The 25,657-nt window shown below is 66.3% G+C and carries 27 protein-coding genes, 1 pseudogene and 1 riboswitch; of the genes and pseudogenes, 19 read left to right on the forward strand and 9 right to left on the reverse strand.

Annotated elements, in window-relative coordinates; genetic code table 11:
- Positions 1–31: 31 nt before the first annotated feature.
- Positions 32–1,138, reverse strand: a complete 1,107-nt coding sequence (gene dnaN, locus EJI01_RS20505; RefSeq protein ID WP_126838972.1) for a DNA polymerase III subunit beta — start codon at positions 1,136–1,138, stop codon at positions 32–34.
- Positions 1,139–1,407: 269 nt separating this feature from the next.
- The gene (gene dnaA, locus EJI01_RS20510) at positions 1,408–2,787 is read right to left on the reverse strand and encodes a chromosomal replication initiator protein DnaA (protein WP_126838973.1); all 1,380 of its coding nucleotides are present in this window, start codon (positions 2,785–2,787) and stop codon (positions 1,408–1,410) included.
- A 283-nt stretch (positions 2,788–3,070) separates the two neighbouring features.
- Here dnaA and rpmH point away from each other — a divergent pair, with 283 nt between their 5' ends.
- From rpmH to EJI01_RS20545, 8 genes and pseudogenes are all read left to right on the forward strand, one after another.
- Positions 3,071–3,205, forward strand: coding sequence for a 50S ribosomal protein L34 (rpmH, locus tag EJI01_RS20515; protein ID WP_007834827.1), 135 nt, complete (start codon positions 3,071–3,073; stop codon positions 3,203–3,205).
- 75 nt (positions 3,206–3,280) lie between these two features.
- On the forward strand, positions 3,281–3,667 hold the full coding sequence (locus EJI01_RS20520; RefSeq protein ID WP_126838974.1) for a ribonuclease P protein component: 387 nt from the start codon (positions 3,281–3,283) through the stop codon (positions 3,665–3,667).
- Positions 3,664–3,954: a membrane protein insertion efficiency factor YidD gene (gene yidD / locus EJI01_RS20525; protein ID WP_185878987.1), complete on the forward strand. Its 291-nt coding sequence runs from the start codon at positions 3,664–3,666 to the stop codon at positions 3,952–3,954. Before EJI01_RS20520 ends, yidD begins: the two co-directional genes overlap by 4 nt.
- Entirely contained in the window at positions 3,951–5,630 is a 1,680-nt protein-coding gene (yidC, locus tag EJI01_RS20530; protein WP_126838975.1) for a membrane protein insertase YidC, read from the forward strand. Before yidD ends, yidC begins: the two co-directional genes overlap by 4 nt.
- A gap of 69 nt (positions 5,631–5,699) precedes the next feature.
- Complete coding sequence (gene mnmE / locus EJI01_RS20535) at positions 5,700–7,106, forward strand: tRNA uridine-5-carboxymethylaminomethyl(34) synthesis GTPase MnmE (protein WP_126838976.1); 1,407 nt, start codon at positions 5,700–5,702, stop codon at positions 7,104–7,106.
- Between the two features lie 85 nt (positions 7,107–7,191).
- Positions 7,192–7,659, forward strand: coding sequence for a Crp/Fnr family transcriptional regulator (locus EJI01_RS20540; protein WP_126838977.1), 468 nt, complete (start codon positions 7,192–7,194; stop codon positions 7,657–7,659).
- An 18-nt stretch (positions 7,660–7,677) separates the two neighbouring features.
- Positions 7,678–7,749 (forward strand): annotated as a pseudogene (locus EJI01_RS29695) (zinc-ribbon domain-containing protein); the annotation flags it as partial.
- Positions 7,750–8,028: 279 nt separating this feature from the next.
- Positions 8,029–8,604 (forward strand): hypothetical protein, encoded by a 576-nt coding sequence (locus EJI01_RS20545; RefSeq protein WP_185878988.1) that lies wholly within the window; start codon positions 8,029–8,031, stop codon positions 8,602–8,604.
- A 24-nt stretch (positions 8,605–8,628) separates the two neighbouring features.
- On the opposite strand, the gene EJI01_RS20550 is transcribed toward EJI01_RS20545, so the two are convergent.
- The gene (locus tag EJI01_RS20550; RefSeq protein ID WP_126838979.1) at positions 8,629–10,614 is read right to left on the reverse strand and encodes a monovalent cation:proton antiporter family protein; all 1,986 of its coding nucleotides are present in this window, start codon (positions 10,612–10,614) and stop codon (positions 8,629–8,631) included.
- Between the two features lie 69 nt (positions 10,615–10,683).
- Between EJI01_RS20550 and EJI01_RS20555 the strand changes: the two genes are divergently transcribed.
- From EJI01_RS20555 to EJI01_RS20570, 4 genes are read left to right on the forward strand one after another with little or no spacing between them, the layout of a single operon-like run.
- Positions 10,684–11,685: an SIS domain-containing protein gene (locus EJI01_RS20555; RefSeq protein ID WP_126838980.1), complete on the forward strand. Its 1,002-nt coding sequence runs from the start codon at positions 10,684–10,686 to the stop codon at positions 11,683–11,685.
- Positions 11,685–12,233 carry a KdsC family phosphatase gene (locus tag EJI01_RS20560; RefSeq protein ID WP_126838981.1) on the forward strand — a complete coding sequence of 183 codons (549 nt, stop codon included), beginning with the start codon at positions 11,685–11,687 and terminating at the stop codon, positions 12,231–12,233. The genes EJI01_RS20555 and EJI01_RS20560 overlap by 1 nt, the downstream gene beginning before the upstream one ends.
- Positions 12,230–12,877: an LPS export ABC transporter periplasmic protein LptC gene (gene lptC / locus EJI01_RS20565; protein WP_126838982.1), complete on the forward strand. Its 648-nt coding sequence runs from the start codon at positions 12,230–12,232 to the stop codon at positions 12,875–12,877. Before EJI01_RS20560 ends, lptC begins: the two co-directional genes overlap by 4 nt.
- Positions 12,874–13,647: an SDR family oxidoreductase gene (locus tag EJI01_RS20570; RefSeq protein WP_126838983.1), complete on the forward strand. Its 774-nt coding sequence runs from the start codon at positions 12,874–12,876 to the stop codon at positions 13,645–13,647. Before lptC ends, EJI01_RS20570 begins: the two co-directional genes overlap by 4 nt.
- 80 nt (positions 13,648–13,727) lie before the next feature.
- Here the strand turns inward: EJI01_RS20570 and EJI01_RS20575 are convergent, their stop codons facing one another.
- Positions 13,728–14,258, reverse strand: coding sequence for an RNA recognition motif domain-containing protein (locus EJI01_RS20575; RefSeq protein WP_126838984.1), 531 nt, complete (start codon positions 14,256–14,258; stop codon positions 13,728–13,730).
- A gap of 246 nt (positions 14,259–14,504) precedes the next feature.
- Positions 14,505–14,690: riboswitch (yybP-ykoY riboswitch) on the forward strand.
- Positions 14,691–14,699: 9 nt separating this feature from the next.
- Here EJI01_RS20575 and EJI01_RS20580 point away from each other — a divergent pair.
- From EJI01_RS20580 to EJI01_RS20595, 4 genes are all read left to right on the forward strand, one after another.
- On the forward strand, positions 14,700–15,266 hold the full coding sequence (locus EJI01_RS20580) for a TMEM165/GDT1 family protein (RefSeq protein ID WP_126838985.1): 567 nt from the start codon (positions 14,700–14,702) through the stop codon (positions 15,264–15,266).
- 119 nt (positions 15,267–15,385) lie between these two features.
- On the forward strand, positions 15,386–16,540 hold the full coding sequence (locus EJI01_RS20585; protein ID WP_126838986.1) for a homoserine O-acetyltransferase: 1,155 nt from the start codon (positions 15,386–15,388) through the stop codon (positions 16,538–16,540).
- Positions 16,537–17,124, forward strand: a complete 588-nt coding sequence (metW, locus tag EJI01_RS20590) for a methionine biosynthesis protein MetW (protein ID WP_126838987.1) — start codon at positions 16,537–16,539, stop codon at positions 17,122–17,124. Before EJI01_RS20585 ends, metW begins: the two co-directional genes overlap by 4 nt.
- A 10-nt stretch (positions 17,125–17,134) precedes the next feature.
- Positions 17,135–17,722 carry an IMPACT family protein gene (locus EJI01_RS20595; RefSeq protein WP_126838988.1) on the forward strand — a complete coding sequence of 196 codons (588 nt, stop codon included), beginning with the start codon at positions 17,135–17,137 and terminating at the stop codon, positions 17,720–17,722.
- Here EJI01_RS20595 and EJI01_RS20600 read toward each other — a convergent pair.
- Positions 17,667–18,584 (reverse strand): ion transporter, encoded by a 918-nt coding sequence (locus EJI01_RS20600; RefSeq protein ID WP_126838989.1) that lies wholly within the window; start codon positions 18,582–18,584, stop codon positions 17,667–17,669. The genes EJI01_RS20595 and EJI01_RS20600 overlap by 56 nt on opposite strands.
- A 163-nt stretch (positions 18,585–18,747) precedes the next feature.
- Here EJI01_RS20600 and EJI01_RS20605 point away from each other — a divergent pair, with 163 nt between their 5' ends.
- Positions 18,748–19,287 (forward strand): polymer-forming cytoskeletal protein, encoded by a 540-nt coding sequence (locus tag EJI01_RS20605; protein ID WP_126838990.1) that lies wholly within the window; start codon positions 18,748–18,750, stop codon positions 19,285–19,287.
- Between the two features lie 12 nt (positions 19,288–19,299).
- Here EJI01_RS20605 and EJI01_RS20610 read toward each other — a convergent pair whose 3' ends face one another.
- On the reverse strand, positions 19,300–20,133 hold the full coding sequence (locus EJI01_RS20610) for a DUF72 domain-containing protein (protein WP_409513972.1): 834 nt from the start codon (positions 20,131–20,133) through the stop codon (positions 19,300–19,302).
- Between the two features lie 92 nt (positions 20,134–20,225).
- Here EJI01_RS20610 and EJI01_RS20615 point away from each other — a divergent pair, with 92 nt between their 5' ends.
- Positions 20,226–21,719, forward strand: a complete 1,494-nt coding sequence (locus EJI01_RS20615; RefSeq protein WP_126838991.1) for a M20 family metallopeptidase — start codon at positions 20,226–20,228, stop codon at positions 21,717–21,719.
- The gene (locus EJI01_RS20620) at positions 21,716–22,567 is read left to right on the forward strand and encodes an alpha/beta hydrolase (RefSeq protein WP_126838992.1); all 852 of its coding nucleotides are present in this window, start codon (positions 21,716–21,718) and stop codon (positions 22,565–22,567) included. The genes EJI01_RS20615 and EJI01_RS20620 overlap by 4 nt, the downstream gene beginning before the upstream one ends.
- On the opposite strand, the gene EJI01_RS20625 is transcribed toward EJI01_RS20620, so the two are convergent.
- Genes EJI01_RS20625 through EJI01_RS20635 form a run of 3 tightly spaced genes read right to left on the reverse strand, consistent with a single transcriptional unit; the run spans position 22,564 to position 25,619 of the window.
- The gene (locus EJI01_RS20625) at positions 22,564–23,739 is read right to left on the reverse strand and encodes an MFS transporter (RefSeq protein WP_126838993.1); all 1,176 of its coding nucleotides are present in this window, start codon (positions 23,737–23,739) and stop codon (positions 22,564–22,566) included. The genes EJI01_RS20620 and EJI01_RS20625 overlap by 4 nt on opposite strands.
- A 10-nt stretch (positions 23,740–23,749) precedes the next feature.
- Positions 23,750–24,229 carry a YidB family protein gene (locus tag EJI01_RS20630; RefSeq protein WP_126838994.1) on the reverse strand — a complete coding sequence of 160 codons (480 nt, stop codon included), beginning with the start codon at positions 24,227–24,229 and terminating at the stop codon, positions 23,750–23,752.
- A gap of 31 nt (positions 24,230–24,260) precedes the next feature.
- The gene (locus tag EJI01_RS20635) at positions 24,261–25,619 is read right to left on the reverse strand and encodes a M20/M25/M40 family metallo-hydrolase (RefSeq protein WP_126838995.1); all 1,359 of its coding nucleotides are present in this window, start codon (positions 25,617–25,619) and stop codon (positions 24,261–24,263) included.
- Positions 25,620–25,657 lie beyond the last annotated feature (38 nt).

Below are 25,657 nucleotides of genomic sequence, written 5' to 3' on the forward strand. Positions count from 1 at the left end.
CGCCAGGCGCCGTCTTTCTCGGGCTCGCGCTTCAAATCCTCATCGGCATCACGACGTACTTGAACGACGCGTTATCGGGGATGGTCATCAGCACCGAGCTGTTGGAATCGGCCAAGTCCAGCTTCACCATGTCCTGGCTCATGTTGGCCAGCGCATCGATCAGGTAGGTCACGTTGAAGCCGATTTCGATGGCGTCGCCGCCGTAGTCGATATCGAGCTCATCCTGCGCTTCTTCCTGTTCGGCGTTGTTCGAAGCGATGCGCAGGGTGCCGGGCTCGATGTTGAGCCGCACACCCTTGAATTTCTCGCTCGTTAGGATCGCGGTGCGCTGCAGGCTGGCCAGGAGCGGCGCGCGGCCCAAGGTTACGCTGTTCTTGTGGGTCTTGGGGATCACGCGGTTGTAGTCGGGGAACTTGCCTTCGACCAGCTTGGTGACGAATTCCATGCCGCCGAAGCTGAACTTGGCCTGGTTGTTGGCGAACTGCATTTCGATCGCGCCCTCGGCGTCCGACAGCAGGCGCTGCATCTCGAGCACTGTCTTGCGCGGCAGGATCACTTCCTGGCGCGGCACCTCGACGTCGAGCATGGCCGATGCGAAGGCCAGGCGATGGCCGTCGGTGGCCACCAGGCTCAGCTGCTTGCCCTCGGCCACGAAGAGGATGCCGTTGAGGTAGTAGCGGATGTCGTGCACCGCCATCGCGAACGAAACCTGGCTCAGCAGGTCTTTCAGCGTCTTCTGCGGCACGCTGAACACCGGGCCGAAATTGGCGGATTCCTGCACCAGCGGGAAGTCTTCGGCCGGCAGCGACTGCAGCGTGAAGCGGCTCTTGCCGCCCTTGAGCACCAGCTTGCTGGCGCTCGACTCGAGACTCACCGTCTGGTCGGCCGGCATGGTGCGCAGGATGTCGATCAGCTTGCGTGCGCCGATGGTCGTGGTGAAGTTGCCTTCGTCGCCGCCGAGCTCGGCGTTCGTGCGGATCTGGATCTCGAGGTCGCTGGTGGTCAGCTGCAGGTTGCCGCCGGTCTTGCGGATCAGCACGTTGGCCAGGATCGGCAGCGTGTGGCGCCGCTCCACGATGCCCGCTACCGACTGCAGCGCGGCGAGGACTTTATCTTGTGTTGCCTTCAAAACGATCATGTGTCTTACCTCTTCCTTATTTCTTTAATTCAACTTAGTAGTAGTAGATAAGGGACGCCCCGAGCTGTGGACAGGGCGATTTTCCGCTTTCCCGACAGCCACTTGGGTGAGCCGGCTGGCTGTGCGCAGCCGCGCTTTGCTGCTGTCGCGCCAAGGCGAACAACTTCGGGTTGCGCACCACGGCTGTGGACAAGCCGCTGCTTGTGCCGGAACTGTCCCCAGAGTTGTCCTTTGACAGGCTTTCGTGAATCTGCGATGACGCTCATTCCTCAGCCCTTGAGGGTTTGCTCGAGCACGTGCAGCTGCTGATTGAGCTCGGTAAGCTGCTGGCGCTCGCCCGAGATCTTTCGCACCGCGTGCAGCACCGTCGTGTGGTCGCGGCCGCCGAACAGCTCGCCGATCTCCGGCAGGCTCTTCTGTGTCAGCTCCTTGGCCAGATACATGGCGATCTGGCGTGGCCGGGCGATCGATGCCGGGCGCTTCTTCGAATACATGTCGGCGACCTTGATCTTGTAGTAATCGGCCACCGTCTTCTGGATGTTCTCGACCGAGATCTGCCGATTCTGGATCGAGAGCAAGTCACGCAATGCTTCGCGTGCGAGCGCGATCGAAATCTCTTTCTGGTTGAAGCGCGAGTAGGCGAGGATCTTGCGCAGCGCGCCTTCGAGCTCGCGCACGTTGGAGCGCACGTTCTTGGCGACGAAGAAGGCCACTTCCTCGGGCATCTCGGCACTTTCGGCGCGCGCCTTGTTGATCAGGATCGCCACGCGCATCTCGAGCTCGGGCGGCTCGATCGCGACCGTGAGCCCGGAATCGAAGCGCGAGACCAGCCGCTCGTGGATGTCCGCCAAGCCCTTGGGATAAGTGTCGCTGGTCATCACGATGTGCGACTTCTTGGCGAGCAGGGCCTCGAAAGCGTTGAAGAATTCTTCCTGCGTCCGATCCTTGTTGGCGAAGAACTGGACGTCGTCGATCAGGAGCAGGTCGAGCGAGTGATAGCGCTCCTTGAACTCGTCGAAAGTCTTGCGCTGATAGGCTTTGACCACATCCGAAACGAATTGCTCGGCATGGATGTAGAGAACTTTGGCGTCCGGCCGGTCGGAAAGGAGCCGGTTGCCCACCGCATGCATCAGGTGCGTCTTGCCCAGGCCGACCCCGCCGTAGATGAAGAGCGGGTTGTAAAGATGGCCCGGCATGCCGGACACGTGCATCGCCGCCGCGCGCGCCATCCGATTGGCAGTGCCTTCGACCAGCGTATCGAAAGTCAGCCCGGAGTTCAGCCTGTTCTTGAAGGCGGTGCTGCTCAGGTCCTCGCCCGGACCGGCCACGTCGCGTGGCACGTCGGTCTCGGAGACGATTGCCATCGAGACAGGCCTGGTAACGATTTCTCGAGGAGCAAGCGCTAACTCGATGATCACCGGCTGGCCGTAGAGCTTCTCGGCCATGGAAGCGATCTTGCCGGCGTACTGGGCCCGGATCCAGTCGAGCTTGAAGCGGTTGGCAACGAAGACAGTGACGCGCGAAAGATCGTCCGCGACCCTCGCGGTCAGCGGCTTGATCCAGGTATTGAACTGCTGCTCGGACAGCTCCTGCGCGAGTTGGTCGACGCAGGCCTGCCAAAGGCTGTCACCGACGCCGTCACTCGGCATGGGCGCTCTGAAATGTGGTGTGTCCCTCGGCCATTTTTCGTTTTGGTGTTGTGGATAGTCGCACCCGTGATGGGCCGTCGATTCTAACTTGTCAAAACCTTATCCACACCGTTGCGGCGAGCGCGAAAACGGCGTGAGACCGGCCGCGGATTGTTGTTCCACAGAATGTTTGCGATAATCGCGGGTTTCCCTGAAAACCTCTTTGTGTGTTTCGGGGTAGTCAGCAATCCCCCGGGGCCCCTGGGTCGGAAAATCGGCCTCCGGGTCAATCAGGAAAATCATCATGAAACGCACTTATCAAGCATCCAAAGTCCGCCGCGCCCGTACCCACGGCTTTCTGGTCCGCATGAAGACCCGCGGCGGCCGTGCCGTGATCAACGCGCGCCGCGCCAAGGGCCGCAAGCGCCTCGCCGTCTAACGGCGGCTGTAGTTACCGTTGCCAGTCGTACCGCTGCCGCCGTTCTCGTTCATCGGCGCTTTGCGGTTGGCTCCCATGCAGCGGCTCAAGACCCGCGCGCAATTCCAGGCCGTACTCGCAGGTGCCACCGTGGCGCGCACCGCCCACTTCGCATTGCACCGCTGCGCGCTCGCTGCGCAGTCCGATGCCACGCCACTGTTTGAAACGCAGGACGTGTGGCTCGGCGCAATGGTCCCCAAACGCTGGGCCCGCCGCGCGGTCACCCGCAACGCCATCAAGCGCCAGATCTATCAAGTGAGCGCCGCCTCCGAAGCTTTCTTGCCGCCCGCGGCGCACGTCGTGCGCCTGCGTTCTGCTTTCGATCGCAAGGAATTCGTAAGCGCGAGCTCCGACAAGCTCAAGGCCGCCGTCCGCGCCGAGCTCCAGCAACTGCTGGAGCGGGCTGCGGCGGCGCGCGCATGATGCGGCGCCTGCTGATCGGCCTCGTGAAGGCCTACCGCCTGTTGCTGAGTCCGTGGCTGGGGTCGTCCTGCCGCTTCGAGCCCACCTGTTCCGTCTACGCGATCGAGGCGCTGGAGCAGCATGGCGCCGCCGCCGGCAGCTATCTCACCCTACGCCGTCTCGCCCGCTGCCAGCCCTGGTGCCAGGGCGGCCACGATCCGGTTCCCCCCAAGGCGCAGCGCCAGACCCCGGCTTCGGGCTCGCTGTTCTCCTTTCTCTCTTCCGACGACAAGAAGTCTTCTTCATGAACGATATCCGCCGCACCATCCTGTGGGTGATTTTTGGCTTCTCGCTGGTGCTGCTGTGGGACCAATGGCAGGTCTACAACGGCAAGAACCCCACCTTCCTGCCGTCGACCAAGCCTCCGGTGACAGCGACGGCACCGGCAGCCGCACCGGCCGGCGCCGCTCCGGGCGCGGTGCCGCCGGCCAGCGTCGCGGCCACTGCCGGCAACAGCACCGGCGCCGCGGCCGTTCCGGGCGGCACGACGACGGCGCCTGCGGCAGGCGAGAAGGTGGTGGTCAGCACCGACGTGCTCAAGCTCACCTTCGATACCGAAGGCGGCTCGCTGGTGCAGAGCGAATTCATCCAGCACGACGACCTGACCGAGAAGGACAAGCCCTTCATCCTGCTCGACCAGAGCCCGAACCGCTTCTATGTGGCGCAGACCGGCCTGATCGGCGGCGCCTTCCCCACGCACAAGACGCCGATGACCTTCACCGGCGAGCGCGCTCTGAAGGACGGCGCCAACGAACTGGTGCTGCGCTTCGAATCGCCCGACCTGGGCGGCGTCAAGCTGGTCAAGACCTGGACGCTCAAGCGCGGCTCCTACGACATGGCAGTGCGCCACGAGATCGTCAACACCGGCTCGGCACCGGTGTCGCCGCAGCTCTATCTGCAGCTCGTGCGCGACGGCAACAAGCCGCCGGGCGAGTCGTCCTTCTATTCGACCTTCACCGGTCCGGCCGTCTATACCGAGGCCAAGAAGTTCCAGAAGATCGAGTTCAAGGACATCGAGAACAACAAGGCGGACTTCGTCAAGGAATCGACCAACGGCTACGTGGCGATGGTGCAGCACTACTTCGCCAGCGCGTGGCTGCTAAAGGACGGCATCCCGCGCGACCTCTTCGCGCGCAAGGTCGACACCAACCTCTATGCGGTCGGCATGATCACTTCGACCGGCCCGCTCGCGCCGGGCGCCAGCAAGGCGATCGACGCCGAGCTCTTCGTCGGTCCCCAGGCGGAGAAGACGCTCGAAGCCGTCGCTCCGGGCCTGGAACTGGTCAAGGACTACGGCATCTTCACGATCATCTCCAAGCCGCTCTACTGGCTGCTCGACAAGCTGCACGGCATGCTCGGCAACTGGGGTTGGGCGATCGTCGCGCTGGTGGTGCTGCTCAAGGCCGCGTTCTATTGGCTCAACGCCAAGGCCTACGCCAGCATGGCGAAGATGAAGGCCATCAATCCCAAGGTGATGGAGATGCGCGAGCGGCTCAAGGACAAGCCGCAGGAGATGCAGCAGGAGATGATGCGCATCTACCGCGAGGAAAAGGTCAACCCGATGGGCGGCTGCTTCCCGATCCTGGTCCAGATCCCGGTGTTCATCGCGCTCTACTGGGTGCTGCTGTCCTCCGTCGAGATGCGCCACGCGCCGTGGATCGGCTGGATCAAGGATCTGTCGGCGCCGGACCCCTGGTTCATCCTGCCGATCGTGATGACCGCCACGTCGCTGTTCCAGACCTGGCTCAACCCGACGCCGCCCGATCCGATGCAGGCCAAGCTGATGTGGATCATGCCGCTCGCGTTCAGCGTGATGTTCGTCTTCTTCCCGGCCGGCTTGGTGCTGTACTGGATCACGAACAACGTGCTGTCGATCGCGCAGCAGTGGTTCATCAACAAGCGCCTGGGCGTGCTGGGCAAATAGCGGCCGCCGAGCGCCGATTTCGAACAAGGGCCGCGGAAGCGGCCCTTTTTGCTGAAAGAATCCTCACCCATGCTTGCCCGCACCACCGATCCGATCGTCGCCGTCGCCACGGCTTCGGGCCGCGGCGCGGTCGGCATCGTGCGCGTGTCCGGCGCGCGGATGGCGCCACTGATCGAGGCCGTCTGCGCGAAAAACCTCAAGCCGCGCGAAGCTACCTACCTGCCCTTTCGCGATGCCGGCGGGGCAGCCATCGATCACGGGCTGGCCATCCACTTTCCGGCGCCACATTCCTTCACCGGCGAAGACGTGCTCGAACTGCAGGCGCATGGCGGACCGGTGGTGCTGCAGCTGCTGCTCGCGCGCTGCCTGGAAGCCGCCGCCGAAACCGATCCGGCAACCGGCCGGCCGCGGCTCGCCGGCCTTCGGGTGGCCGAACCGGGCGAGTTCAGCCAGCGCGCCTTCCTCAATGGAAAGATCGACCTCGCGCAGGCCGAGGCGATCGCCGATCTGATCGATGCGAGCACCGAGGCGGCGGCGCGCAGTGCCGGGCGCTCGCTCTCGGGCGCGTTCTCGCAGGAAATCCACACGCTGCGCGACGCATTGATCCGCCTGCGCATGCTGGTCGAAGCCACGCTCGACTTTCCGGAGGAAGAGGTCGACTTCCTGCAAAAGGCCGATGCCCAGGGCCAGTTGGCGTCGCTGCAGGTCCAACTGGGCGCGGTCCAGCAGCGCGCACGCCAGGGTGCGTTGCTGCGCGAGGGGATCAAGGTCGTCATCGCGGGTCAGCCCAACGCAGGCAAGAGCTCGCTGCTCAATGCCTTGGCCGGGGCCGAACTCGCCATCGTGAGCCCGATCCCGGGCACCACGCGCGACGTGGTGTCGCAAACCATCCAGATCCATGGTGTGCCGCTGCATGTGGCCGACACCGCCGGGCTGCGCGACAGCGCCGACGAGGTCGAGCAGATCGGCGTCGCGCGCGCATGGGGTCAGATCGAGGGCGCCGATGCCGTGCTCTTCCTGCATGACCTGACGCGCGCCGAGCGGCCGGAATACGCGGACGCGGACGCCGAAATCATGCGCTTGCTGAGCGAGAAGCTGCCTGAGAGCGTACCGGTGCTCGATGTATGGAGCAAACAGGACGCGGCGCCTTCAGCCGCTCCGCATACCGGCATCGGCCTTTCTGCCCGGACAGGGTTCGGCATCGAGACGCTCCGGCGCCGCCTGCTCGAGGTGGCGGGTTGGCAGGCGGTGCCGGAAGGCGTCTACCTCGCGCGGGCCCGCCACGTGCAGGCGCTGTCGCGCGTCGAAGAACATGTTGCCGTGGCGGCGGAGCATCTCGCGGCGCGGGCGCAGGCGCTGGATCTTCTGGCTGAAGAGCTGCGCCTTGCGCAGAATGCGCTCAACGAAATTACGGGGGAATTTGGGGCGGACGACCTGCTGGGCGTGATTTTTTCCCGTTTCTGTATCGGAAAGTAAACGAAAAGTGTTATGGCTTGTGACTTCTGTCAGCGAAGTTTAGAGCGATAGAAGATACTTCAGCCCGCACAGCAGGATTTGCAACATGTCATCGAACATCCAGGATCTTTGCCGCGCCATCGCGCAGAACACGAGTTACGACGCTTTTGCGCCGGCCTTCAATCCGCAGCAGTGGGAAACGCTGGCCAGCTATCTGCAGCCCTTCGACCTGGCGGCCGGCCAGGTGCTGATCGACCAGGGCGCCAACGACCGCACGATTTTCTTCATCGAGAGCGGCGCGCTCAGCGTGCACCTGATCGGTGAGGGGGGCCAGATGCGGCTCGCGATCCTCAATCCGGGGTCGGTGGTCGGCGAGGGAGCCTTCTTCTCCAGGCTGCCGCGCTCGGCCAACGTGGTGGCCACGGGCGCCGCGCGCGTCTGGCGCCTGACGCCCATTCGCTTCTCGGAAATGTCGAACCGCCAGCCCAATCTGGCGCTGGAAATGGCATTGGCGCTTGGCGCCGTGATTGCCAAGCGAATGGTCAACCGGCCCAAGCGCGTCGCGGTGACCTGAAGCCCGGAGTCGCTACAGATGGCCGTGGTGTGCGCTTCCTGTCAGACGGAAAACCGTGACGGCGCGAAATTCTGCAAGGGTTGCGGCCGCAGGCTGATCTCGCCGCCGCCGGCGTCCAGTGCGCCCGCCGAGGAGCGCGCCACCGGCGGTGACGGGTGGCCTATCACCGAGCGCATGCCGCTGTCGCACGGGCCCGCGGCGGATGAAGTCACGGTCGTGATAAGCGCGGCGGCCTCTCCGCCGCCGCCTGCGCCCAGGCCCGAGCCTGTCCCGCGACCACGAGCACGACCCGCCGCTCGGGCACGCGCGCCGAAAGCTGCGCTGCATGCAGCCGCGCTCCCCGCTGCACGCAAATCGAATGCCGCCCGAATGAGTGTCTTCGCTGTGCTGATGGCGGCCGTGCTTGCGGCAGGCGGGTGGTACGCGTACGGCCAACGAAGCGCCAGTTCGCCGCCTGCGACGCAGCAGGCCGCCGCCGCGCCTGCGCCGGTCGTCGTGCCGTCCCCCGCGCCCACGTCCGCGCCTGCGCCCCCGCCTGTGTCCGCGCCCGTCGCCGAGGCGCCGGCGGCCGAACCCCCGCCGCCGGCCGAGCCGGTTCCGCCGCCGCGGGCCGAGCAAGCCGCGCCGCCCCCGCGGGCCGGACCGGCCAAGCCCACGGTCGCCGCTGCACCCCGGGCACGCAAAGCTGCGCCGGCCGCGCCGGTGGCTGCACCGCCGCCCGCTGCCGTCGCGCCGCCTGCACCGGTCGTGGCGGCTGCCCCGGTGGAACCCGCCGCACCTGCGAGTCCGGAAGCGGCATGCGCAAGCCAGGGCTTCTTCGGCCGCGCGCGCTGCATGGTCGCGCAGTGCGCCAAGGCGGAATTCAGGGCGAGCGCCCAATGCGCGGCCGTGCGGCGCCAGCAGCAGATCGACGAAGAGAAGCGCAATCCCAGCCTGCTCAACTGAAGGGCGCCCTGTACGGCGGCGTCCTCAGCCCTTCTGAAGCATGTCGATCGCCAGGGCGAGCGCACCCGGCTTGCCCGAGAGCACCAGCGTGTCGCCGTCCGCCAGCAGCGTGTCGTCGCGCACTTCCTCGGCCTTGCCGTTGCGCCTGCGCAAGCTGGCCACTCGAACGCCCACCGCCAGCAGCGCGGCCCGGTCCAGCTGCTGGCCCACTGCACGCGCGCCGGTGGTGAGCGTGAAGCTGTTGAGCCGCTCGTGGTCGAGTTCGTCGGCGTTGTCGTCGTCGGCGCCGTGGAAATAGCCGCGCAGCAGGTTGTAGCGCGCATCGCGCTGGTCCTGCACCACGCGGATCACGCGCCGCATGGGCACGCCCACCAGCGCCAGCGCATGGCTTGCCAGCATCAGCGAACCTTCGATCGCTTCTGGCACCACCTCGGTCGCGCCGGCGGCCTGCAGCTTTTCGAGATCGCGATCGTCCTGCGTGCGCACGATCACCGGCACCTGCGGTGCATGCGCCCGCGTGTTGGCCAGCACCTTGAGTGCGCCCGGGACATCGAGATAAGTCACGACCACGGCGCTGGCACGCGCCAGGCCGGCCGCCATCAGCGCCTGAAGCCGCGCCGCGTCGCCGAAGACCACCGAGTCGCCTGCCGCAGCGGCCTGTTGGACGCGATCCGGGTCGAGGTCTAGCGCCAGGTACGGTATGCCCTCGCGTTCCAGCACGCGCGCCAGGTTCTGCCCGCAGCGCCCGTAGCCGCAGATGATCACGTGCTTCGCGGTGTTGATGGTCTTGCGCGCGATGGTCGTCATCTGCAGCGACTGCTGCAGCCAATCGCTCGCCACCAGCTTTCGCACGATGCGATTGCTGTACATGATGATGAAGGGCGTCGCGAGCATCGACAGCACCATCGAGGCGAGCACAGGGTTTGCGAGCCACGACGGCAGGAGCTCTTGGTTTTGCGCCAGCGTCAGCAGCACGAAACCGAACTCGCCCGCCTGCGCGAGGTAGAGGCCGGTGCGCAGCGACACGCCGGCCGTTGCGCCGAGCACGCGCGCCAGCAACGTGACCAGGATCAGCTTGAAGGCCAGCGGCAAGAGGAGCAGTCCGGCGACCAGGGCCCATTGCTCCAGCACGATGTGCCAGTCGAGCGACATGCCGATCGAGATGAAGAACAGTCCCAGCAGCACATCGTGAAAGGGCCGGATGTCGGTTTCGACCTGGTGCTTGAATTCGGTTTCCGACACCAGCATGCCGGCGACGAAGGCCCCCAGCGCCAGGCTCAGGCCGGCGAGCTCGGTCAGCCATGCCAGGCCCAGCGTGACGAGCAGCAGGTTGAGCATGAACAGCTCTTCGCTGCGCCGGCGCGCGACGATCGTGAGCCACCAGCGCATCACGCGCGGACCGCCGTAGAGCAGCACGGCAATCAGAAAGCTGGCCTTGAGCCAGGCGAAGGCGAGCGCCTTCAGCATCGTCTCGGGCGGCGCCCCGAGCGCCGGGATCAGCACCAGCAAGGGCACCACCGCAAGATCCTGGAATAGCAGCACGCCCATCACGCGCTTGCCATGTTCGCTGTCGAGTTCGAGTCGCTCGGCCATCAGCTTCACGACGATCGCGGTGCTGCTCATGGTGAGCGCGCCCGAAAGCGCCACCGCCGTCTGCCAGCCCAGGTGCCAGGCCGGCGGCAGCCAGGTGGCGAGCCACAACGCGCCCGCCGTCGCGATCGCCATCGTCAGCATCACCTGGAGCAGCCCGAGGCCGAACACGTGCTTGCGCATCGCCCGCAGCTTGGGCAGGTTGAACTCCAGCCCGATCACGAACATCAGAAACACGACGCCGAACTCGCCCAGGTGCCTGATGGCTTCGGAGTTCTCCGCGAACGCCAGCGCGTGCGGTCCGATGAGCACGCCGGCCAGCAGGTAGCCGAGCATCGGCGGCAGCCTGAGGTAGCGGCAGACGACCACGCCGATCACCGCAGCCAGGAGATACATCAGCGTGAGATCGAACGACGACATGGGCCGATGCTACTGAATGTGAACCCCTCAGTTCAGACTGCCGAAGCCCTTGACCGATAAAATCCCGCGATGAGCTCCCGCCCCGACCTGGCCTCCGCGGCCGAACCCGACGCAATGCTCGCGCGGGCGCGTATGACTTTCGATATCGAGGCAGAGGCCGTGCTCGGTCTCAAGCAGCGCGTCGGCGCGAGTTTCGTGGATGCCGTTCGGAAAATCCTCGAGGTACGGGGCCGCGTGGTCGTCATGGGCATGGGCAAGAGCGGCCATGTCGGCCGCAAGATCGCGGCCACGCTCGCATCGACCGGCACGCCGGCGATGTTCGTGCACCCGGCGGAGGCGAGCCACGGCGATCTCGGCATGATCAAGGCGGTCGACCTCGTGCTCGCGATCTCGAACAGCGGTGAAGTCGAGGAGCTCACCACCATCCTGCCCGTGGTCAAGCGCCAAGGCGTGCCGTTGATCGCGATGACCGGGCGCTCCGATTCGACGCTGGCGCACCATGCCGACATCGTGCTGGACAGCGGCGTCGAGAAAGAGGCTTGCCCGCTCAACCTGGCGCCCACCGCCAGCACCACAGCGCAGATGGCGCTCGGCGACGCGCTCGCCGTCGCCTTGCTCGATGCGCGCGGCTTCGGCACCGAAGACTTCGCCCGCTCGCATCCCGGCGGCGCGCTCGGCCGCAAGCTGCTCACCCATGTGAGCGATGTCATGCGCTCCGGTGACGACGTGCCGCGCGTCGGGCCCGGCGCCAGCCTCAGCGAGATCATGCGCGAGATGAGTTCCAAGGGCCTCGGCGCGACGGCCGTGGTCGATCCCGAAGGCCGCGCGATCGGCATCTTCACCGACGGCGATCTGCGCCGGCAGGTCGAGACCGGCGCGGACCTGCGCGCCATGACCGCGGCCGACGTGATGCATCGGGGCCCGCGCACGCTGCGTGCCGATGCGCTGGCGGCCGAGGCTGCCGAGCTGATGGAACAGCACCGCATCACGAGCGTGCTGGTGGTCGATGCCGTCGGCGTCCTGATCGGCGCGCTCAGCATCAACGACCTGATGCGCGCGAAAGTCATCTGATGGCGCTCGAATTCAAGGCGGAGGCCTTGCTCGCCGCGCAGGACATCCGCGTCGCCTTCTTCGACGTCGACGGCGTGCTGACCGACGGCGGCGTCTATTTCAGCGAGCAGGGCGAAACCCTCAAGCGCTTCAGCATCCTCGACGGTTACGGCCTCAAGCTGCTGCGTGTCGCGGGTATCACGCCGGCGGTGATCACGGGACGCGACTCGAAGCCGCTGCGCGTGCGCCTGCAGGCGCTGGGTATCGAGCACGTGCGCTATGGCACCGAAGACAAGCTGCCGGCGGCCGAGGCCATGCTCGCAGCGCTCGGCTTCGACTGGATGCAGACCGCCGCCATCGGCGACGACTGGCCCGACCTGCCCGTGCTGACCCGCGCCGCATTTGCCGCGGCGCCTGCCAACGCCCATGCCGAGGTGCGCGCCATCGCGCACCACGTGACCGCGGCGCGCGGCGGCGAAGGTGCGGCGCGCGAATTCTGCGACCTGCTGCTCACGGCGGGCGGCCACTACCGCCGGCTTCTGGACGTTGCGCGGGGCCCGGCGGCATGAAGGCGAAAGCGGTCTGGAATCTGCTGCGGGATGGCTTCGATCGCGTCACCATCTACCTGCCGATCATCCTGACGGCCGCGCTGGCGCTCGGCACCTACTGGCTGGTACGCAACGCGCCGAAGTTGCTCGAGCCGGTGGCCAAGGAGGCGCCCAAGCACGAGCCCGACTTTTTCATGCGCGGCTTCGTGGTCAAGAACTTCCTGCCCAACGGCGAACTGCGCAGCGAGCTCTTCGGTACCGAAGGCCGGCACTATCCGGACAACGACACGATGGAGGTGGACCAGGTCCGGCTGCGCTCCATTTCTCCGGAGGGACTGACGACCCGCGCGACCGCCAATCGCGGCTTGTCGAACGGCGACGGCAGCGAGATCCAGCTTTTCGGCAACGCGATCGTGGTACGCGAAGCTGCCGTCTCGGCCGGCGGCAAGATCATGCCGCGCCTGGAATTCCGCGGCGAATTCCTGCACGCCTTCCTGGACACGGAGCGCGTCAAGTCGCACAAGCCTGTCACTCTGATACGCGGCGCCGACCAGTTCACGGCCGATTCGCTGGACTACGACAACCTGACGGGCGTCGCCAACCTCCAAGGCCGCGTTCGAGGCCTGCTGATGCCTTCGGCCGCAGCGCCCGGGGCGAAGCATTGACGCGCCTGGCGTTCATCACCGGTGCGTCGAGCGGCATCGGCCAGGCGCTGGCGGCGCGCTTCTACCAAGCTGGCTACAGCCTCGCGCTGGTGGCGCGGCGCACGGCCGAGATCGAAACCTGGGCCCGCGCCGCCAAGATCGATGCCCAGCGCTATCGGATCTACGGTGCCGATGTTGCCGATACCGACAGCATCGTCGCGGCGGGCGCCGACTGCATCGCGCACCAGGGTGTCCCGGACGTGGTGATCGCGAATGCCGGCATCAGCGTGGGCATCGATACCGAGGACCGCGGCGATCTCGACGTGCTCGCGCAGACCTTTGCGATCAACAACGTCGGCCTGGCCGCGACTTTCCATCCTTTCGTTGCCGCGATGAGGGCGCGCGGCAGCGGCCGGCTGGTCGGCATCGGCAGCGTCGCGTCGATTCGCGGCCTTCCCGGCCACGGTGCGTACTGCGCCAGCAAGGCGGGCGTGGTGGCGTACTGCGAGAGTCTGCGCGGCGAGCTGCGCGCCAGCGGCGTCAAGGTCGTCACCCTTTGCCCGGGCTATGTCGACACCCCGCTGACGCAAGGCAATCGCTACGGCATGCCCTTCCTGATGCGGGCGGAGGACTTCGCCGATCGGGCCTTGCGCGCGATCGAGGCCGGCGCCAGCTACCGGGTAATTCCGTGGCAGATGGGCGTGGTCGCCAAGCTCATGCGCTTGCTGCCCAACTCCCTGTTCGACCGCGCCGTGCAGGGCCGCGGGCGCAAGAAGCGGCGTGGCGAATAGCCTTCAGGCTGTTCGCGTCGTGTCACCATCAAAAAAGGCTCCCGAGGGAGCCTTTTTTGTGATGCTTGCTGGGGGCGAATTCAGTACCCGCTGTTGCCGCCGTTGCCGCCGCCACCGCCGTAGCCGCCGCGGCCACCGCCGCGCGGGCCAGCGCCGTACGGGCTGCGGAAACCGCCATCGCCGCCACCGCCACCGCTGCGGCCACCGCCGCCGTAACCACCACCACCACCGCCACCGCCGTAGCCGCCGCCCCCACCGCTGCGGCCGCCGCCGCCGCCACCATAGCCGCCACCACCGCCGCCGCCATATCCGCCGCCACCGCCACCGCCGTAGCCGCCGCTGCGCGGCGGACGGGCTTCCATCGGGCGCGCTTCGTTCACGACGACGCTGCGGCCGCCCATGTCCTGGCCGTTCATGCCCTTGATGGCCGCTTGCGCTTCTGCATCGCTGCCCATTTCAACAAATCCGAAGCCTTTGGAGCGCGGGGGGCTGGAGTCGCGCTCCATCATGACCTTGGCGCTTGCCACGGTGCCGAACTGGCTGAAGGCATTGTGGAGATCATCGTCGCGCGCCGAATAAGGCAGGTTGCCGACGTACAGTTTGTTGCCCATCAAGGGACTCCTATAAACACATCAAGAAAAGCGATGGAGTCCCGAGAGCACCACCCAAACGAAATCCGCCGAGCCGCGCGAAACTGTCCGATCACCGAATCACCGCCCCGAAATCTGAAGGGAGGCTCGTGCATTATGTGTGAAATGCTTCGAGCGCAAGTAGGAATTTGCCCGCAACCGCGCCGCGCTCAAAAATTTTCGAAAGCTAGCGCACGCTTACAAGAATCCTCGATGCCGCACTACAATCGCGCCGTCATTGGGGAGTAGCCGCCTTCCATCGCGAGAAGGGTTTGCGTCAACAGACTTGTCGTGCCCCGTGCAGGACATGGCGCAGGCAGTGTTCCACCTGGCGAGACCTTTGACCGTGCAACTTCGGATTTGGCCGAAGGCGTTGCACGGTCAATTGCGTCTTCGTCCTTCGGCCCAAGGAACCCCTTTCTCATGGAAGCTTTTCTCGTTGCGACCGGCGTGGTCGCGCTCGCCGAAATGGGCGACAAGACCCAATTGCTCTCACTCGTGCTCGCCGCACGATTCCGCAAGCCCTGGCCGATCGTGCTGGGCATCTTCACCGCGACCGTGTTGAACCACGCACTCGCAGGCGCGGTGGGCAACTGGGCCACGCACACGCTCGGACCCGACGTGCTGCGCTGGATTCTGGGTGCTTCGTTCATCGCGATGGCGCTTTGGATGCTGATCCCCGACAAGCTCGACGAGGACGACATGCCGAGGGCTTCGCATTTCGGCGTGTTCGGCACCACCCTGACCGCCTTCTTCCTGGCCGAGATGGGCGACAAGACGCAAATCGCGACCGTCATGCTCGCCGCGCGCTACGCGAGCGCCTTTGTCTGGGTGGTGCTCGGTACCACGCTCGGCATGATGCTGGCCAATGCGCCGGTCGTGTGGCTGGGCGAGCGCATCGTGAAGCGCGTGCCGATCCGCCTGGTCCATGGCGTCACTGCCGTGCTGTTCCTCATGCTCGGCGTCGCCGCGTTGATCGGTTGGGACTGAGCCGCATATACTTGCCGGACGCGCCGATTTGCTCCAGCTTGCGGGCGCTTAACAAATGCAGCTAAAGACGGATGCCGGACCCGGCTCGTTTTTGGCGAGGCCGGGTTTTTTCATCATTCATGTCGTTGGTCGTCTCCTCGCAATCGATGCCGTTCGCAGGCCCGCTGCCTCTCAGCAGCGGCGCATCGATTGCCAACTACACCTTGGCCTACGAAACCTACGGCACGCTCAATGCCGATCGCAGCAACGCGGTGCTCGTTTGCCATGCGCTGAACGCTTCGCACCATGTCGCCGGCGTCTACGCAGGCCAGGACAAATCCGAGGGCTGGTGGGACAACATGATCGGCCCCGGCAAGCCCGTCGACACCGATCGTTTCTTCGCGATCGGCGTCAACAACCTCGGCTCCTGCTTCGGCTCCACCGGGCCGATGCATGTCGACCCTGCGACTGGGCGCGTCTATGGCGCCGATTTTCCGGTGGTCACGGTCGAGGATTGGGTTCGCGCGCAGGCTGCGCTGCTGGACGCGATGGGCATCCAGACGCTCGCGGCGGTGATGGGCGGCAGCCTCGGCGGCATGCAGGCGCTGTCGTGGGCGCTGCAATACCCCGAACGCGTGCGCCATGCGGTGGTGATCGCCAGTGCGCCCAGCCTGACGGCGCAGAACATCGCGTTCAACGAGGTCGCTCGCCGCGCCATCGTGACCGACCCCGACTTCAACGGCGGCCACTTCTACGAGCGTGGCGTGATCCCCAAGCGCGGCCTGCGCATCGCCCGCATGATCGGTCACATCACCTACCAGAGCGACGACCTCATGAACGAGAAGTTCGGTCGTGCTCTGCGCAGCGCGGTCGAGGGCGACGTGTCGAGCGCGGATTTTCTCTACTCGACCCAGGAGGTCGAATTCCAGATCGAAAGCTACCTGCGCTACAACGGCGACAAGTTCAGCGAGTACTTCGACGCCAACACCTACCTGCTGATCACGCGCGCGCTCGACTACTTCGATCCTGCGCGCGCGCACGGCGGCGATCTGCGCGCCGCGCTGGCGCAAGCCACGGCCAAGTTCCTGCTGGTGAGCTTCACCACCGACTGGCGCTTCGCGCCGGCACGCAGCCGCGAGATCGTGAAGGCCCTGCTCGACAACCGCCGCAACGTGAGCTACGCGGAAATCGACGCGCCGCACGGACACGATGCCTTCCTGCTCGACGATGTGCGCTACATGAGCGTGGTGCGCTCGTACTTCGAACGTATCGCCAAGGAGGGAGCGACAGCATGAGCGATCTGGACACCCAACGCGTGATCGCCCGGCTCGTCCCCGAAGGCTCGCGCGTGCTCGACCTCGGCTGCGGCGACGGCGCGCTGCTCGATCTGCTGCAGCGGGAGCGCGGCTGCAGCGGCTACGGCGTCGAGATCGCCGACGGCAACGTGCTGCAATGCATACGGCACGGCGTCGACGTGATCCAGCTCAACCTCGACGAAGGCCTCGCGCTGTTCGACGACGCCTCCTTCGACGTCGTGCTCCAGATCGACACGCTGCAGCACCTTCGCAATGCCGAAGTGATGCTGCGAGAGACCGCGCGCGTCGGCCGTACCGGCATCGTCGCCTTCCCCAATTTCGCGCACTGGCCGAACCGCATCAGCATCGCGCGCGGCCGCATGCCGGTCACGCGGCGCCTGCCCTACCAGTGGTACGACACACCCAACATCCGCGTCGGTACCTTCAAGGACTTCGAGGTGCTCGCGCGCAAGAACCGCTTGCGCGTGCTCGATGCCTTCGGCCTGCAGGAGGGCGTTGAGGTGCGCTGGCTCCCGAATGCACGTGCCAGCACCGCCGTCTTCAAGTTCGAACGCGAACGCTAGCGGGCGAACGATGCCCTTCACGCTCGCCGCGCCGCAGCACAGCGAGCTGCTCGTCAAAAAGAGCCGATTCATCGGCTGCGTGCAACCGGTCATCGACCGTGCGGCGGCGCAGGCCGTCGTCGATGCACTGCGCAGCGCACATCCTGGCGCGGCCCATGTCTGCTGGGCGTTGATGGCCGGAGGGCAGTCCGCGGCCAACGATGACGGCGAACCCGGTGGCACCGCCGGCCGGCCGATGCTGGAAGTGCTGCGACATCACGAACTCGAAGGTGTGCTCGCAACGGTGGTTCGCTACTTCGGCGGCATCAAGCTCGGCGCGGGCGGGCTGGTGCGTGCCTATACCGATAGCGTCGCGCGGGCGCTCGCCGGCGCGGTGCTGGTGCCGCTGGTGCGCCAGCGCAGCCTGCAGTGCGCGGTGCCCTACGCGCTCGAAGGGCTGCTGCGCCGCGAGATCGCGTCGGCGGGTGCGACGCTCGTCCAGGTCAGCCACGACAGCATGGTGCACTTCTCGTTGATGCTCCCCGAGCCCGAAGCTGCCGGCTTCATCGCCAGGGTCGATGATGCTGGGCAAGGGCGCGCCGTCTGGCAGCAGGCGTGAGGCGGCGGCGCGGCGCCGCGGACTCGGGCACCGCCATCGCGAACACGCCGCGCGGTGCGACCGCGACCGGCCCCTCCTCCGGTCCGCGCCGCGCCATCTCGGCGGTGACGATGCCGGTCGGCACTGCGAGCACGCCCCAGCCCAGCAGCATCATCACCGAGGCGATCGCGCGGCCGAGGTCGGTCTTCGGCACCAGGTCGCCGAAGCCCACCGTCGCCATGGTCGAGATCGCCCAGTACACCGCCACCGGAATGCTGGTGAAGCCGTACGTCGGTCCCTCCACCACGTACATCAGCGTGCCCATCACCAACACCACCAGCATCACGAAGCCGACAAAGACCGTGATCTTGCGGCGGCTGGCCGCGACCGCCGTCACCAGCGCGCGGTACTCGACCGAATAGCGAGAGAGCTTGAAGATGCGGAATACGCGCAGAAGACGCAGCACGCGCACATCGATCAGGTAAGCGAACTCCGGCGCGAGCGCCACCAGGAATGTCGGCAGCAGCGCAAGCAGATCGATCACGCCATAGAAGCTTGCCGCATAGCGCAGCGGCCGCTTCACGCAGGCCAGCCGACCCAGATATTCGAGCGTGAAGAGCGCGGTGAACACCAATTCGAGCACGCCGAACACGTGACCCGCGCGTTGCCGGACGGACTGCACGCTGTCGAGAATCACGACCGTCACGCTCGCCACGATCACCGCGATCAGGATCAGGTCGAACAGCCGGCCTGCGCGCGATTCGGATTCGAAGATCACCGCGAAGAGCACGCGCCGCCAACCGTGTGCGGGTTTGCCGAACCGCGCATCCTCGTGAACCGGATCGGACACAGTGGAACCAGATGCAGTGTTTGAGATCATCATTCAGGGTCTGAGGTGAGGAGCGCTGCCATTGTCGATGCGGCCCTACGCAGACGAAAGTTCCCAACGATGCGTGTTCGAGACGTATTCAGTTACGCTTCTTGCGCAATGAAGTGCGAAGCGCCGTAAGCGCCTTCTTACGATAGCCCTTTTGAGGAGCTCCCCATTGGCCACACAGTCCCCCTTCTTCGGCAAGCGTGATCGCGACGCCGACTCCCTCCCCTCCCGTCCCGCGCCGCTGATGGGTTCCGGCACCAACCTTTCGGGCACGCCGGTCAATCCTTCGAATTTGTCGGCTCAAGCGGCCAATGCGGCAGCGAGCACAGCCAAGGAAGGCGGCAGCAAGCTCACCGTCGGCCCCAACATCAAGCTCAAGGGCGTCGAGATCACCGACTGCGACACGCTCGTGGTCGAAGGCCTGGTCGAAGCGACGATGGATTCGCGTGTCATGCAAATCGCCGAACAAGGCGCGTTCAAAGGCTCGGCCGAAATCGACATCGCCGAGATCCGCGGCCTCTTCGACGGCAATCTCACGGTGCGCGAAAAGCTCGTCATCCACTCCACCGGCAAGGTCACCGGCAAGATCCGCTACGGCAAGATCGTGGTCGAAGAAGGCGGCCAACTGTCCGGCGAGATCAGCTTCGGCGCATCCGCCGGCAGCACCAGCAGCGGCAGTGCCAAGCCCGCACTGCAAGCCGCGGCCTGACGCGACTTCAGTTCAGCCCAGGCGCTGAATCAAGGCACCTGCTGCGGCCGGTGCCTTTTCTTTTGCGCCGTTGATGAAGTAGATGAACACGTCGCGCGCCGCGCCCGCCTTCGGCGCGGCCTTCTCGACGCGCGGCAACGCAGCCGGCGAACCGCCCTCGGCCCAGGTCTTGGCGGCCTCGGCCCATGCATCGAGCGCCTTCGGCGCGTAGCCGGTTTTCAGCTTGGCGTCGCTCATCATCAGGCGCGCATAGACGAACTCGCCGGTCAGGTCGGCGAAGGACGGAAACTTGTCCGCGTCGGTGAAGACCGTCGCGGCCTCGTACTTGCGCGCGAGCGCCAGGTACTCCGGCGTCATGAAGCTCTCGTGCCGAACATCGAGCACGTGGCGCAGCGTGCGGCTGCCCTCCTTCTTCGGCAGCAGCGCGAGAAAGCCCTCGAAGTCCTCCGCATCGAACGCCTTGGTCGGCATGAACTGCCAGACGATCGGGCCCAGCTTTTTGCCCAGCTCGGCGATGCCGCTCTCGACGAAGCGCGCGATCGACTCGCTGGCCGCCGACAGCTGCTTGCGGTTGGTCGCGAAGCGCGATGCCTTGAGCGAGAACATGAAATCGTCGGGCGTCTCGTCATGCCACTTCTTGAAGGTCGGCGGCTTGAAGCTGCTGTAGTAGGTGCCGTTGACTTCGATGGCAGTGAGCTGCCGGCTGGCGTAGCTCAACTCCTGGCTTTGGGGCAGCCCGGCGGGATAGAAGTTGTTGCGCCAGGGTTCATAGGTCCAGCCCCCGATTCCCACGCGAATGCGCTTGTTTGTGCTGCTCAAGATCTCGCCTTTCGATAAAGCCGCCACTTTGAAGCAGCGGCGAGATTAGCCCAAGGGCTGCGGGTTTGGCGAGCTGCGCCCATAATTCGCCACTCCCCCTTCTCACCCGCGGAGACCCCATGAACGCTCCCCTGCACCGCGAAATCCCCTCGGACCTGCTCGACGCCGAGCGCGCCCTGTCCGATGTCTCGTCCAAGTGGGACCAGGACATCGTCAAGCAGCTCGCCGACTACATCGCGATCCCGGCGAAATCGCCCGGCTTCGACAAGGACTGGGTGCAGAACGGCTATCTCGAAACCGTTCTCCAGAACGCCGCCAGGTGGGTGGAGGCGCAGAAGGTCGAGGGCCTGAAGCTCGAGATCGTGCGGCTCGAAGGCCGCACCCCGGTGCTCTTCTTCGAAGTGCCGGCCACCGGCACCGAGATGAAGGACACCGTGCTGATGTACGGCCACCTCGACAAGCAGCCCGAGTTCACCGGCTGGCGCAACGACCTCGGCCCATGGACGCCGAAATACGAAGACGGCCTGCTCTACGGCCGCGGCGGCGCCGACGACGGCTACGCGGTGTATGCGAGCGTGGCGGCGCTGCAGGCGCTCAAGGCACAGGGCGTGGCGCATCCCCGCATCTTGGGCCTGATCGAGACTTGCGAAGAATCCGGCTCCTACGATCTGCTGCCCTACGTCGATGCGCTGCGTTCGCGCCTCGGCGAGGTAGGCCTCGTGATCTGCCTCGACTCGGGTGCCGGCAACTACGACCAGCTGTGGCTCACCACCTCGCTGCGCGGCATGGCGAGCGGAACGCTGAAGGTCGAGATCCTGACCGAGGGCGTGCACTCGGGAGACGCCTCCGGCCTCGTGCCCTCGAGCTTCCGCATCATGCGGCAGGTACTCGACCGTCTCGAGGACAGCAAGACCGGCCGCCTGCTGCCGGAGAGCTTCCATTGCGAGGTGCCGGCCGAGAGGCTCGCTCAGGCGCGGGCCACCGCAGCCATCCTCGGCGACGAGGTCTACAAGCGCTTTCCGTGGGCGCACTACGACTGCGGCGGCGCGACTGCGTTCGCGTTGCCGACCACCAGCGACCCCGTGGAAGCGCTGATCAACCGCACCTGGAAGCCGACGCTCTCGGTCACCGGCGCCGAAGGCTTCCCGGCATTGAAGGATGCCGGGAATGTGCTGCGTCCCTACACCGCCTTCAAGCTTTCGCTGCGCCTGCCGCCGCTGGTCGATGCCGACCAGGCGGTGCAGCAGCTCAAGACTCTGCTCGAGGACAACGCGCCCTACCAGGCCAAGGTCACTTTCGACAGCAACGGCGGCGCCACCGGCTGGAATGCGCCGGGCACCGCGCCGTGGTTCGAGCGCGCGCTCAACGCCGCGTCGCAGGCGCACTTCGGCGCCAACTGCGGCTACATCGGCCAGGGCGGCACCATTCCGCTCATGAACATGCTGAGCGTCGGTTTCCCGAAGGCACAGATGATGGTCTGCGGCGTGCTCGGACCCAAGAGCAATGCGCACGGCCCCAACGAATTCCTGCACGTGCCCTATGCGAAGAAGCTGACGGCAGCGGTGGCCGAAGTGATCGCCGCGCTGCCGGCGGCGCACGCCCTCGCCGCTTGAAGCCGCAGCCCGCGCAGAACAGCGCGCTGCGCACGCCGGACGGCGAAACGCTGGTCCAGCACGAGTGGCCGCTTCCCTCCGGCCATGCCGAGAGAGCCGTCGTCGTGCTGGTGCATGGCCTCGGCGAGCATGCGAGCCGCTACCGACACGTGGCCGAGCGGCTCAACGACTGGGGCTTTGCGGCGCGTGCCGCCGACCACCACGGCCACGGCGCATCGAGCGGCCCGCGCGGCGGCCTGCCCAGCGTGATGCGGCTGGTCGACGATCTCGCGCTTGTGGTCGACGACACGCGGCGAGCGCATCCCGGCGTGCCGCTGGTGCTGCTGGGCCACAGCCTCGGCGGGTTGGTCGCGGCCAGCTTCGTGGCGAGGGCGATGCGCAAGGTGGATGCGCTGGTGCTTTCGTCGCCGGGCCTGGACCCGGGCCTCGGCGCGATCCAGAAGTTGCTGATCGCGCTGCTGTCGCGCTTGGCGCCCGATTTGCGCGTGGGCAACGGGCTGGACGACAACTACCTCTCGCACGACCCGGCCGTGGTGCAGGCCTACCGCGACGATCCGCTGTGCCACGATCGCATCGGCGCCCGGCTCGCGCGCTTTCTCGCCGACGAAGGTGCCGTCGTTCAAGCAGCCGCGCCGCAATGGCAGGTGCCGACTCTCCTGATCTATGCGGGCGACGATCGCCTAGTGAAACCTGCGGCCAGCCGCGCCTTCGCTGCCGCCGCGCCGGCTTTGGTGCTCAGCGCGACCTGCTTTCCGGCGCTCTATCACGAGATCTTCAACGAGCGCGATGCGGCGCTCGTGTTCGAGACGCTCAGGCGCTGGCTCGACGAACGTTTCCCGCCTTTCTAGACGGTCGCAGCCGCTGTACTGCGCTGGCGACGCGCGAGCCACAGCAGCGCCGCGCCCGTCAGCACCACCGGCACCAGCGAGCCGAAGTTCAGCAGCCGCCAGCCCTGCGTGGTGACCAGCACGCCCGAGGCGAATGAACTCAGTGCCAGCGTCGCGAATACGCAGAAGTTGAGTGCGCCCTGGGCGCGGTCCCTTTCTTCAGCCGTGTAGGCCGACAAGGACAGCGTCGTGCTGCCGGTGAAGAGGAAATTCCAGCCCACGCCGAGCATGAAGAGCGCGATCAGGAATTGATGCAGGTCCACACCCGAGAGCGCCACCGCAATGCAGCCGAGGTTGAGCGCCAGCCCCACGCCCATCACCGGCAGCGCGCCGAAACGGCGGATCAGGTGGCCGGTGAAGAAGCCTGGCGCGAACATGCCGATCACGTGCCATTCGAGCACCAGCGCGATGTCGTCGAAGGGCAGGCTGCAGATCTGCATCGCGATGGGCGTCGCGGCCATCAGCAGGTTCATCACGCCGAAGCCGAGCGCACCCGACACGGCCGCGACGATGAACACCGGCTGGCGTGCGATCTCGGCCAGCGAGCGGCCGCCGGCACTCCTGCTTTTCGGCGGCGGGGCCGGAAAGTCGATGAAGTGCATCAGGCCCATTGCGAGCAGCGCCACCGCCGCGAGTGCCAGGTAGGCGCCGGCGAAGGGCACCGGGAACCAGTCGCGCGTGACGGCTGCCAGGTTCGGGCCCGCCACGGCGCCGAGAAGTCCGCCGGCCATCACCAGCGAGACCGCCTTCTCGCGCCCATCGGGCATGGTCAGCTCGGCGGCGGCAAAGCGGTAGAGGCTCGCATTCGCAGCGTAGTAGCCAGCCACCACCGTGGCGAAGCACAGCAGCCAGAAGTCCTTCCAGACCGCGGCCTGCGCGCACAACAGGGTCGAGCCCAAGGCCACCGCGAGGCCGATCTGGAACGAGTGGCGCCGCCCGAAGCGTTGCTGCGTGTGCGCCACCAGCCCGGTGGCGAGTGCGCCGCCGACCACGTAGCCCATCACAGGCAGCGTGGCCATCCAGCCGCGCGGTGCGAGCGCCAGGCCGACGAGGCCGTTGATCGCGATGAAAGTGACGTTGTTGGTCAGGAACAAGCCCTGGCAAACGGCGAGCAGCCAGAGATTGCGCTTCATCGAGAAGTCTTCAACCCTTTTGCAGCAGGCCGCTGAGCGAGGCCAGCAGGTCGTCCCGGTTGCCGATGCCCTCGGCCGGCACCTGGCCCTTCGGCGTGAGCTGGTCGATCAGCGTGGGCAGCAGCGCGGCCAGCATCGGCAGCAGCGTCGCGGCATTGATGCCGAGTTTTTGCGCGATGCCTGAGATCACGTCGCTGCCAAGCACGTCCTGAAGCTGGCCGCCCGAGATCGGCGCGTTCTCGCCCTTGCCAACCCAGGAGCCGATCACGTCGCCCATGCCGGCCTGCTCGAACTTCGAGACCAGGCCGCCCAGACCGCCCTGATCGCCGTTGTTGGCGAGCAGCCCGCCGAGCGCACCCGCGAGACCGCCGAGATCACCGAGTCCGCCGCCCATGCCGCCGAGGCTGCCGAGGCTGCCGAGGCTGCCCTCCTGGGCCTGTGGCTGGGTACCGCCGAGCACCTGTCCGAGTACCGAATCGAGCAATCCCATGTCGGGCTCCTGAAGTAATGGGGGAGATGGCCTACTTCGACCGCGGCGGACGCTTCGGCAGCAGGGGCTCGCTCACGCCTTGCACGCCGACCAGCCCCAGCACGGTCAGCAGCGCATTCTGCGCGCCCTTCCATCCGTCTGTCACGTCGATCCATTCAGAGAGCGAGTGAAAGCCGCCGGTCTTGCCGCCGCCGCCGATGATGATGGCTGGGATGCCGAGCGACATCGGCACGTTGGCGTCGGTGCTGGCGCCGGTCAGCAGGGTCTTGTGGCCGAAGGCGCTGTTCGAGCGGATTGCCGCTTCGACGATCGGCGAATCCGAGGGCGTGCGCCCGCCCGGCCGGTCGCCGATCAGCTTGTTGGAAACGCTCAGGGTGGTGACGTTCCAACGCTTGTTCTCTTCCGCCACCGCTTCCTCGATCGCAGCCAGCACCTTCTTCTCGGTGTCGAGCAGCGCGCCCATCTCGTCGGAGCGGATGTCGACCGCCATGCGCGCGTCGGGTGCAATGGTGTTGACCGAAGTTCCGCCGCCGACGGTGCCGACGGTGAAGGTGGTCTTCGGAAAGCTGGGCGTCTTGATCTCGGCGATCTTGGCGATCGCGCGGCCCATGCCGTGGATCGCGCTCGGCACCTGGCCGAAGGCGGCATAGCTGTGGCCGCCGGGTCCTTTGAAACTCACCTCGTAGCGATGGCTTGCGGTGCCGAGGACCAGCACGGTGCCGTCGGGCGCCGGCTCCACGCCCACCATGCCGTCGATGTCGAGGTGGTCCCGGAAAATGGCTTTCATGCCGCGCAGGTTGCCCAGCTCCTCTTCGCCGACGTTGCCGACGAAGAGCAGGTCACCCACGGTCTGCACCTTGTTGTCGTTGAGCACCTTGAGCCACGACAGGAGCACCGCGAGGCCACGCGTGTCGTCCGAGATGCCGGGCGCGTGGAGCTTGCCGTCGCGCTCCTTCACCTTGACATCGGTGCCGGCGGGAAAGACTGTGTCGAGGTGGGCCGAGACCAGGAGCTTGGGACCGTTGCCCGTGCCCTTGCGCAGGCCCACCACATTGCCTTCGCTGTCGATCCGCGCATCCGAGAGCCCCAGCGCCCTCATGCGCGCGAGAAAGGCCTCGGCGCGCTTCTGCTCCTTGAAGGGCGGCGCTTCGATTTCGGTGAGCAGCTTGAGGTCCTCGATCGAGCGCTCATGGTCGGCCTTGACCGCATCGAGCAGCTGCTTGACGGCAGGCGCTGCCAGGAGCTGCACGTAGGCCTGGTCGACGGCCGGCTTCACCTGTGCGGGCGTCGGCGCCACGGCCGTTGCCTGCGCATGGACATTGCCCGCAGCGCAAAGGGCGGCGAGCACGACAGGCGCGAAGCGTGACGGAACGAAATGGAGAGGAGACATGCGTTGGGGGCCTTGGGCGCGATGGGATGGAAGAAAGA

Origin of the sequence: Variovorax sp. MHTC-1, assembly GCF_003984645.1 — a bacterium.
Classification (GTDB): Bacteria; Pseudomonadota; Gammaproteobacteria; order Burkholderiales; family Burkholderiaceae_C; genus Variovorax.

Coding starts and splice junctions, on each gene's coding strand:
- dnaN (WP_126838972.1), bottom strand. CDS start 1,138: ATGATCGTTTTGAAGGCAACACAAGATAAAGTCCTCGCCGCGCTGCAG.
- dnaA (WP_126838973.1), bottom strand. CDS start 2,787: ATGCCGAGTGACGGCGTCGGTGACAGCCTTTGGCAGGCCTGCGTCGAC.
- rpmH (WP_007834827.1), top strand. CDS start 3,071: ATGAAACGCACTTATCAAGCATCCAAAGTCCGCCGCGCCCGTACCCAC.
- EJI01_RS20520 (WP_126838974.1), top strand. CDS start 3,281: ATGCAGCGGCTCAAGACCCGCGCGCAATTCCAGGCCGTACTCGCAGGT.
- yidD (WP_185878987.1), top strand. CDS start 3,664: ATGATGCGGCGCCTGCTGATCGGCCTCGTGAAGGCCTACCGCCTGTTG.
- yidC (WP_126838975.1), top strand. CDS start 3,951: ATGAACGATATCCGCCGCACCATCCTGTGGGTGATTTTTGGCTTCTCG.
- mnmE (WP_126838976.1), top strand. CDS start 5,700: ATGCTTGCCCGCACCACCGATCCGATCGTCGCCGTCGCCACGGCTTCG.
- EJI01_RS20540 (WP_126838977.1), top strand. CDS start 7,192: ATGTCATCGAACATCCAGGATCTTTGCCGCGCCATCGCGCAGAACACG.
- EJI01_RS20545 (WP_185878988.1), top strand. CDS start 8,029: ATGAGTGTCTTCGCTGTGCTGATGGCGGCCGTGCTTGCGGCAGGCGGG.
- EJI01_RS20550 (WP_126838979.1), bottom strand. CDS start 10,614: ATGTCGTCGTTCGATCTCACGCTGATGTATCTCCTGGCTGCGGTGATC.
- EJI01_RS20555 (WP_126838980.1), top strand. CDS start 10,684: ATGAGCTCCCGCCCCGACCTGGCCTCCGCGGCCGAACCCGACGCAATG.
- EJI01_RS20560 (WP_126838981.1), top strand. CDS start 11,685: ATGGCGCTCGAATTCAAGGCGGAGGCCTTGCTCGCCGCGCAGGACATC.
- lptC (WP_126838982.1), top strand. CDS start 12,230: ATGAAGGCGAAAGCGGTCTGGAATCTGCTGCGGGATGGCTTCGATCGC.
- EJI01_RS20575 (WP_126838984.1), bottom strand. CDS start 14,258: ATGGGCAACAAACTGTACGTCGGCAACCTGCCTTATTCGGCGCGCGAC.
- EJI01_RS20580 (WP_126838985.1), top strand. CDS start 14,700: ATGGAAGCTTTTCTCGTTGCGACCGGCGTGGTCGCGCTCGCCGAAATG.
- EJI01_RS20585 (WP_126838986.1), top strand. CDS start 15,386: ATGTCGTTGGTCGTCTCCTCGCAATCGATGCCGTTCGCAGGCCCGCTG.
- metW (WP_126838987.1), top strand. CDS start 16,537: ATGAGCGATCTGGACACCCAACGCGTGATCGCCCGGCTCGTCCCCGAA.
- EJI01_RS20595 (WP_126838988.1), top strand. CDS start 17,135: ATGCCCTTCACGCTCGCCGCGCCGCAGCACAGCGAGCTGCTCGTCAAA.
- EJI01_RS20600 (WP_126838989.1), bottom strand. CDS start 18,584: ATGATGATCTCAAACACTGCATCTGGTTCCACTGTGTCCGATCCGGTT.
- EJI01_RS20615 (WP_126838991.1), top strand. CDS start 20,226: ATGAACGCTCCCCTGCACCGCGAAATCCCCTCGGACCTGCTCGACGCC.
- EJI01_RS20625 (WP_126838993.1), bottom strand. CDS start 23,739: ATGAAGCGCAATCTCTGGCTGCTCGCCGTTTGCCAGGGCTTGTTCCTG.
- EJI01_RS20630 (WP_126838994.1), bottom strand. CDS start 24,229: ATGGGATTGCTCGATTCGGTACTCGGACAGGTGCTCGGCGGTACCCAG.
- EJI01_RS20635 (WP_126838995.1), bottom strand. CDS start 25,619: ATGTCTCCTCTCCATTTCGTTCCGTCACGCTTCGCGCCTGTCGTGCTC.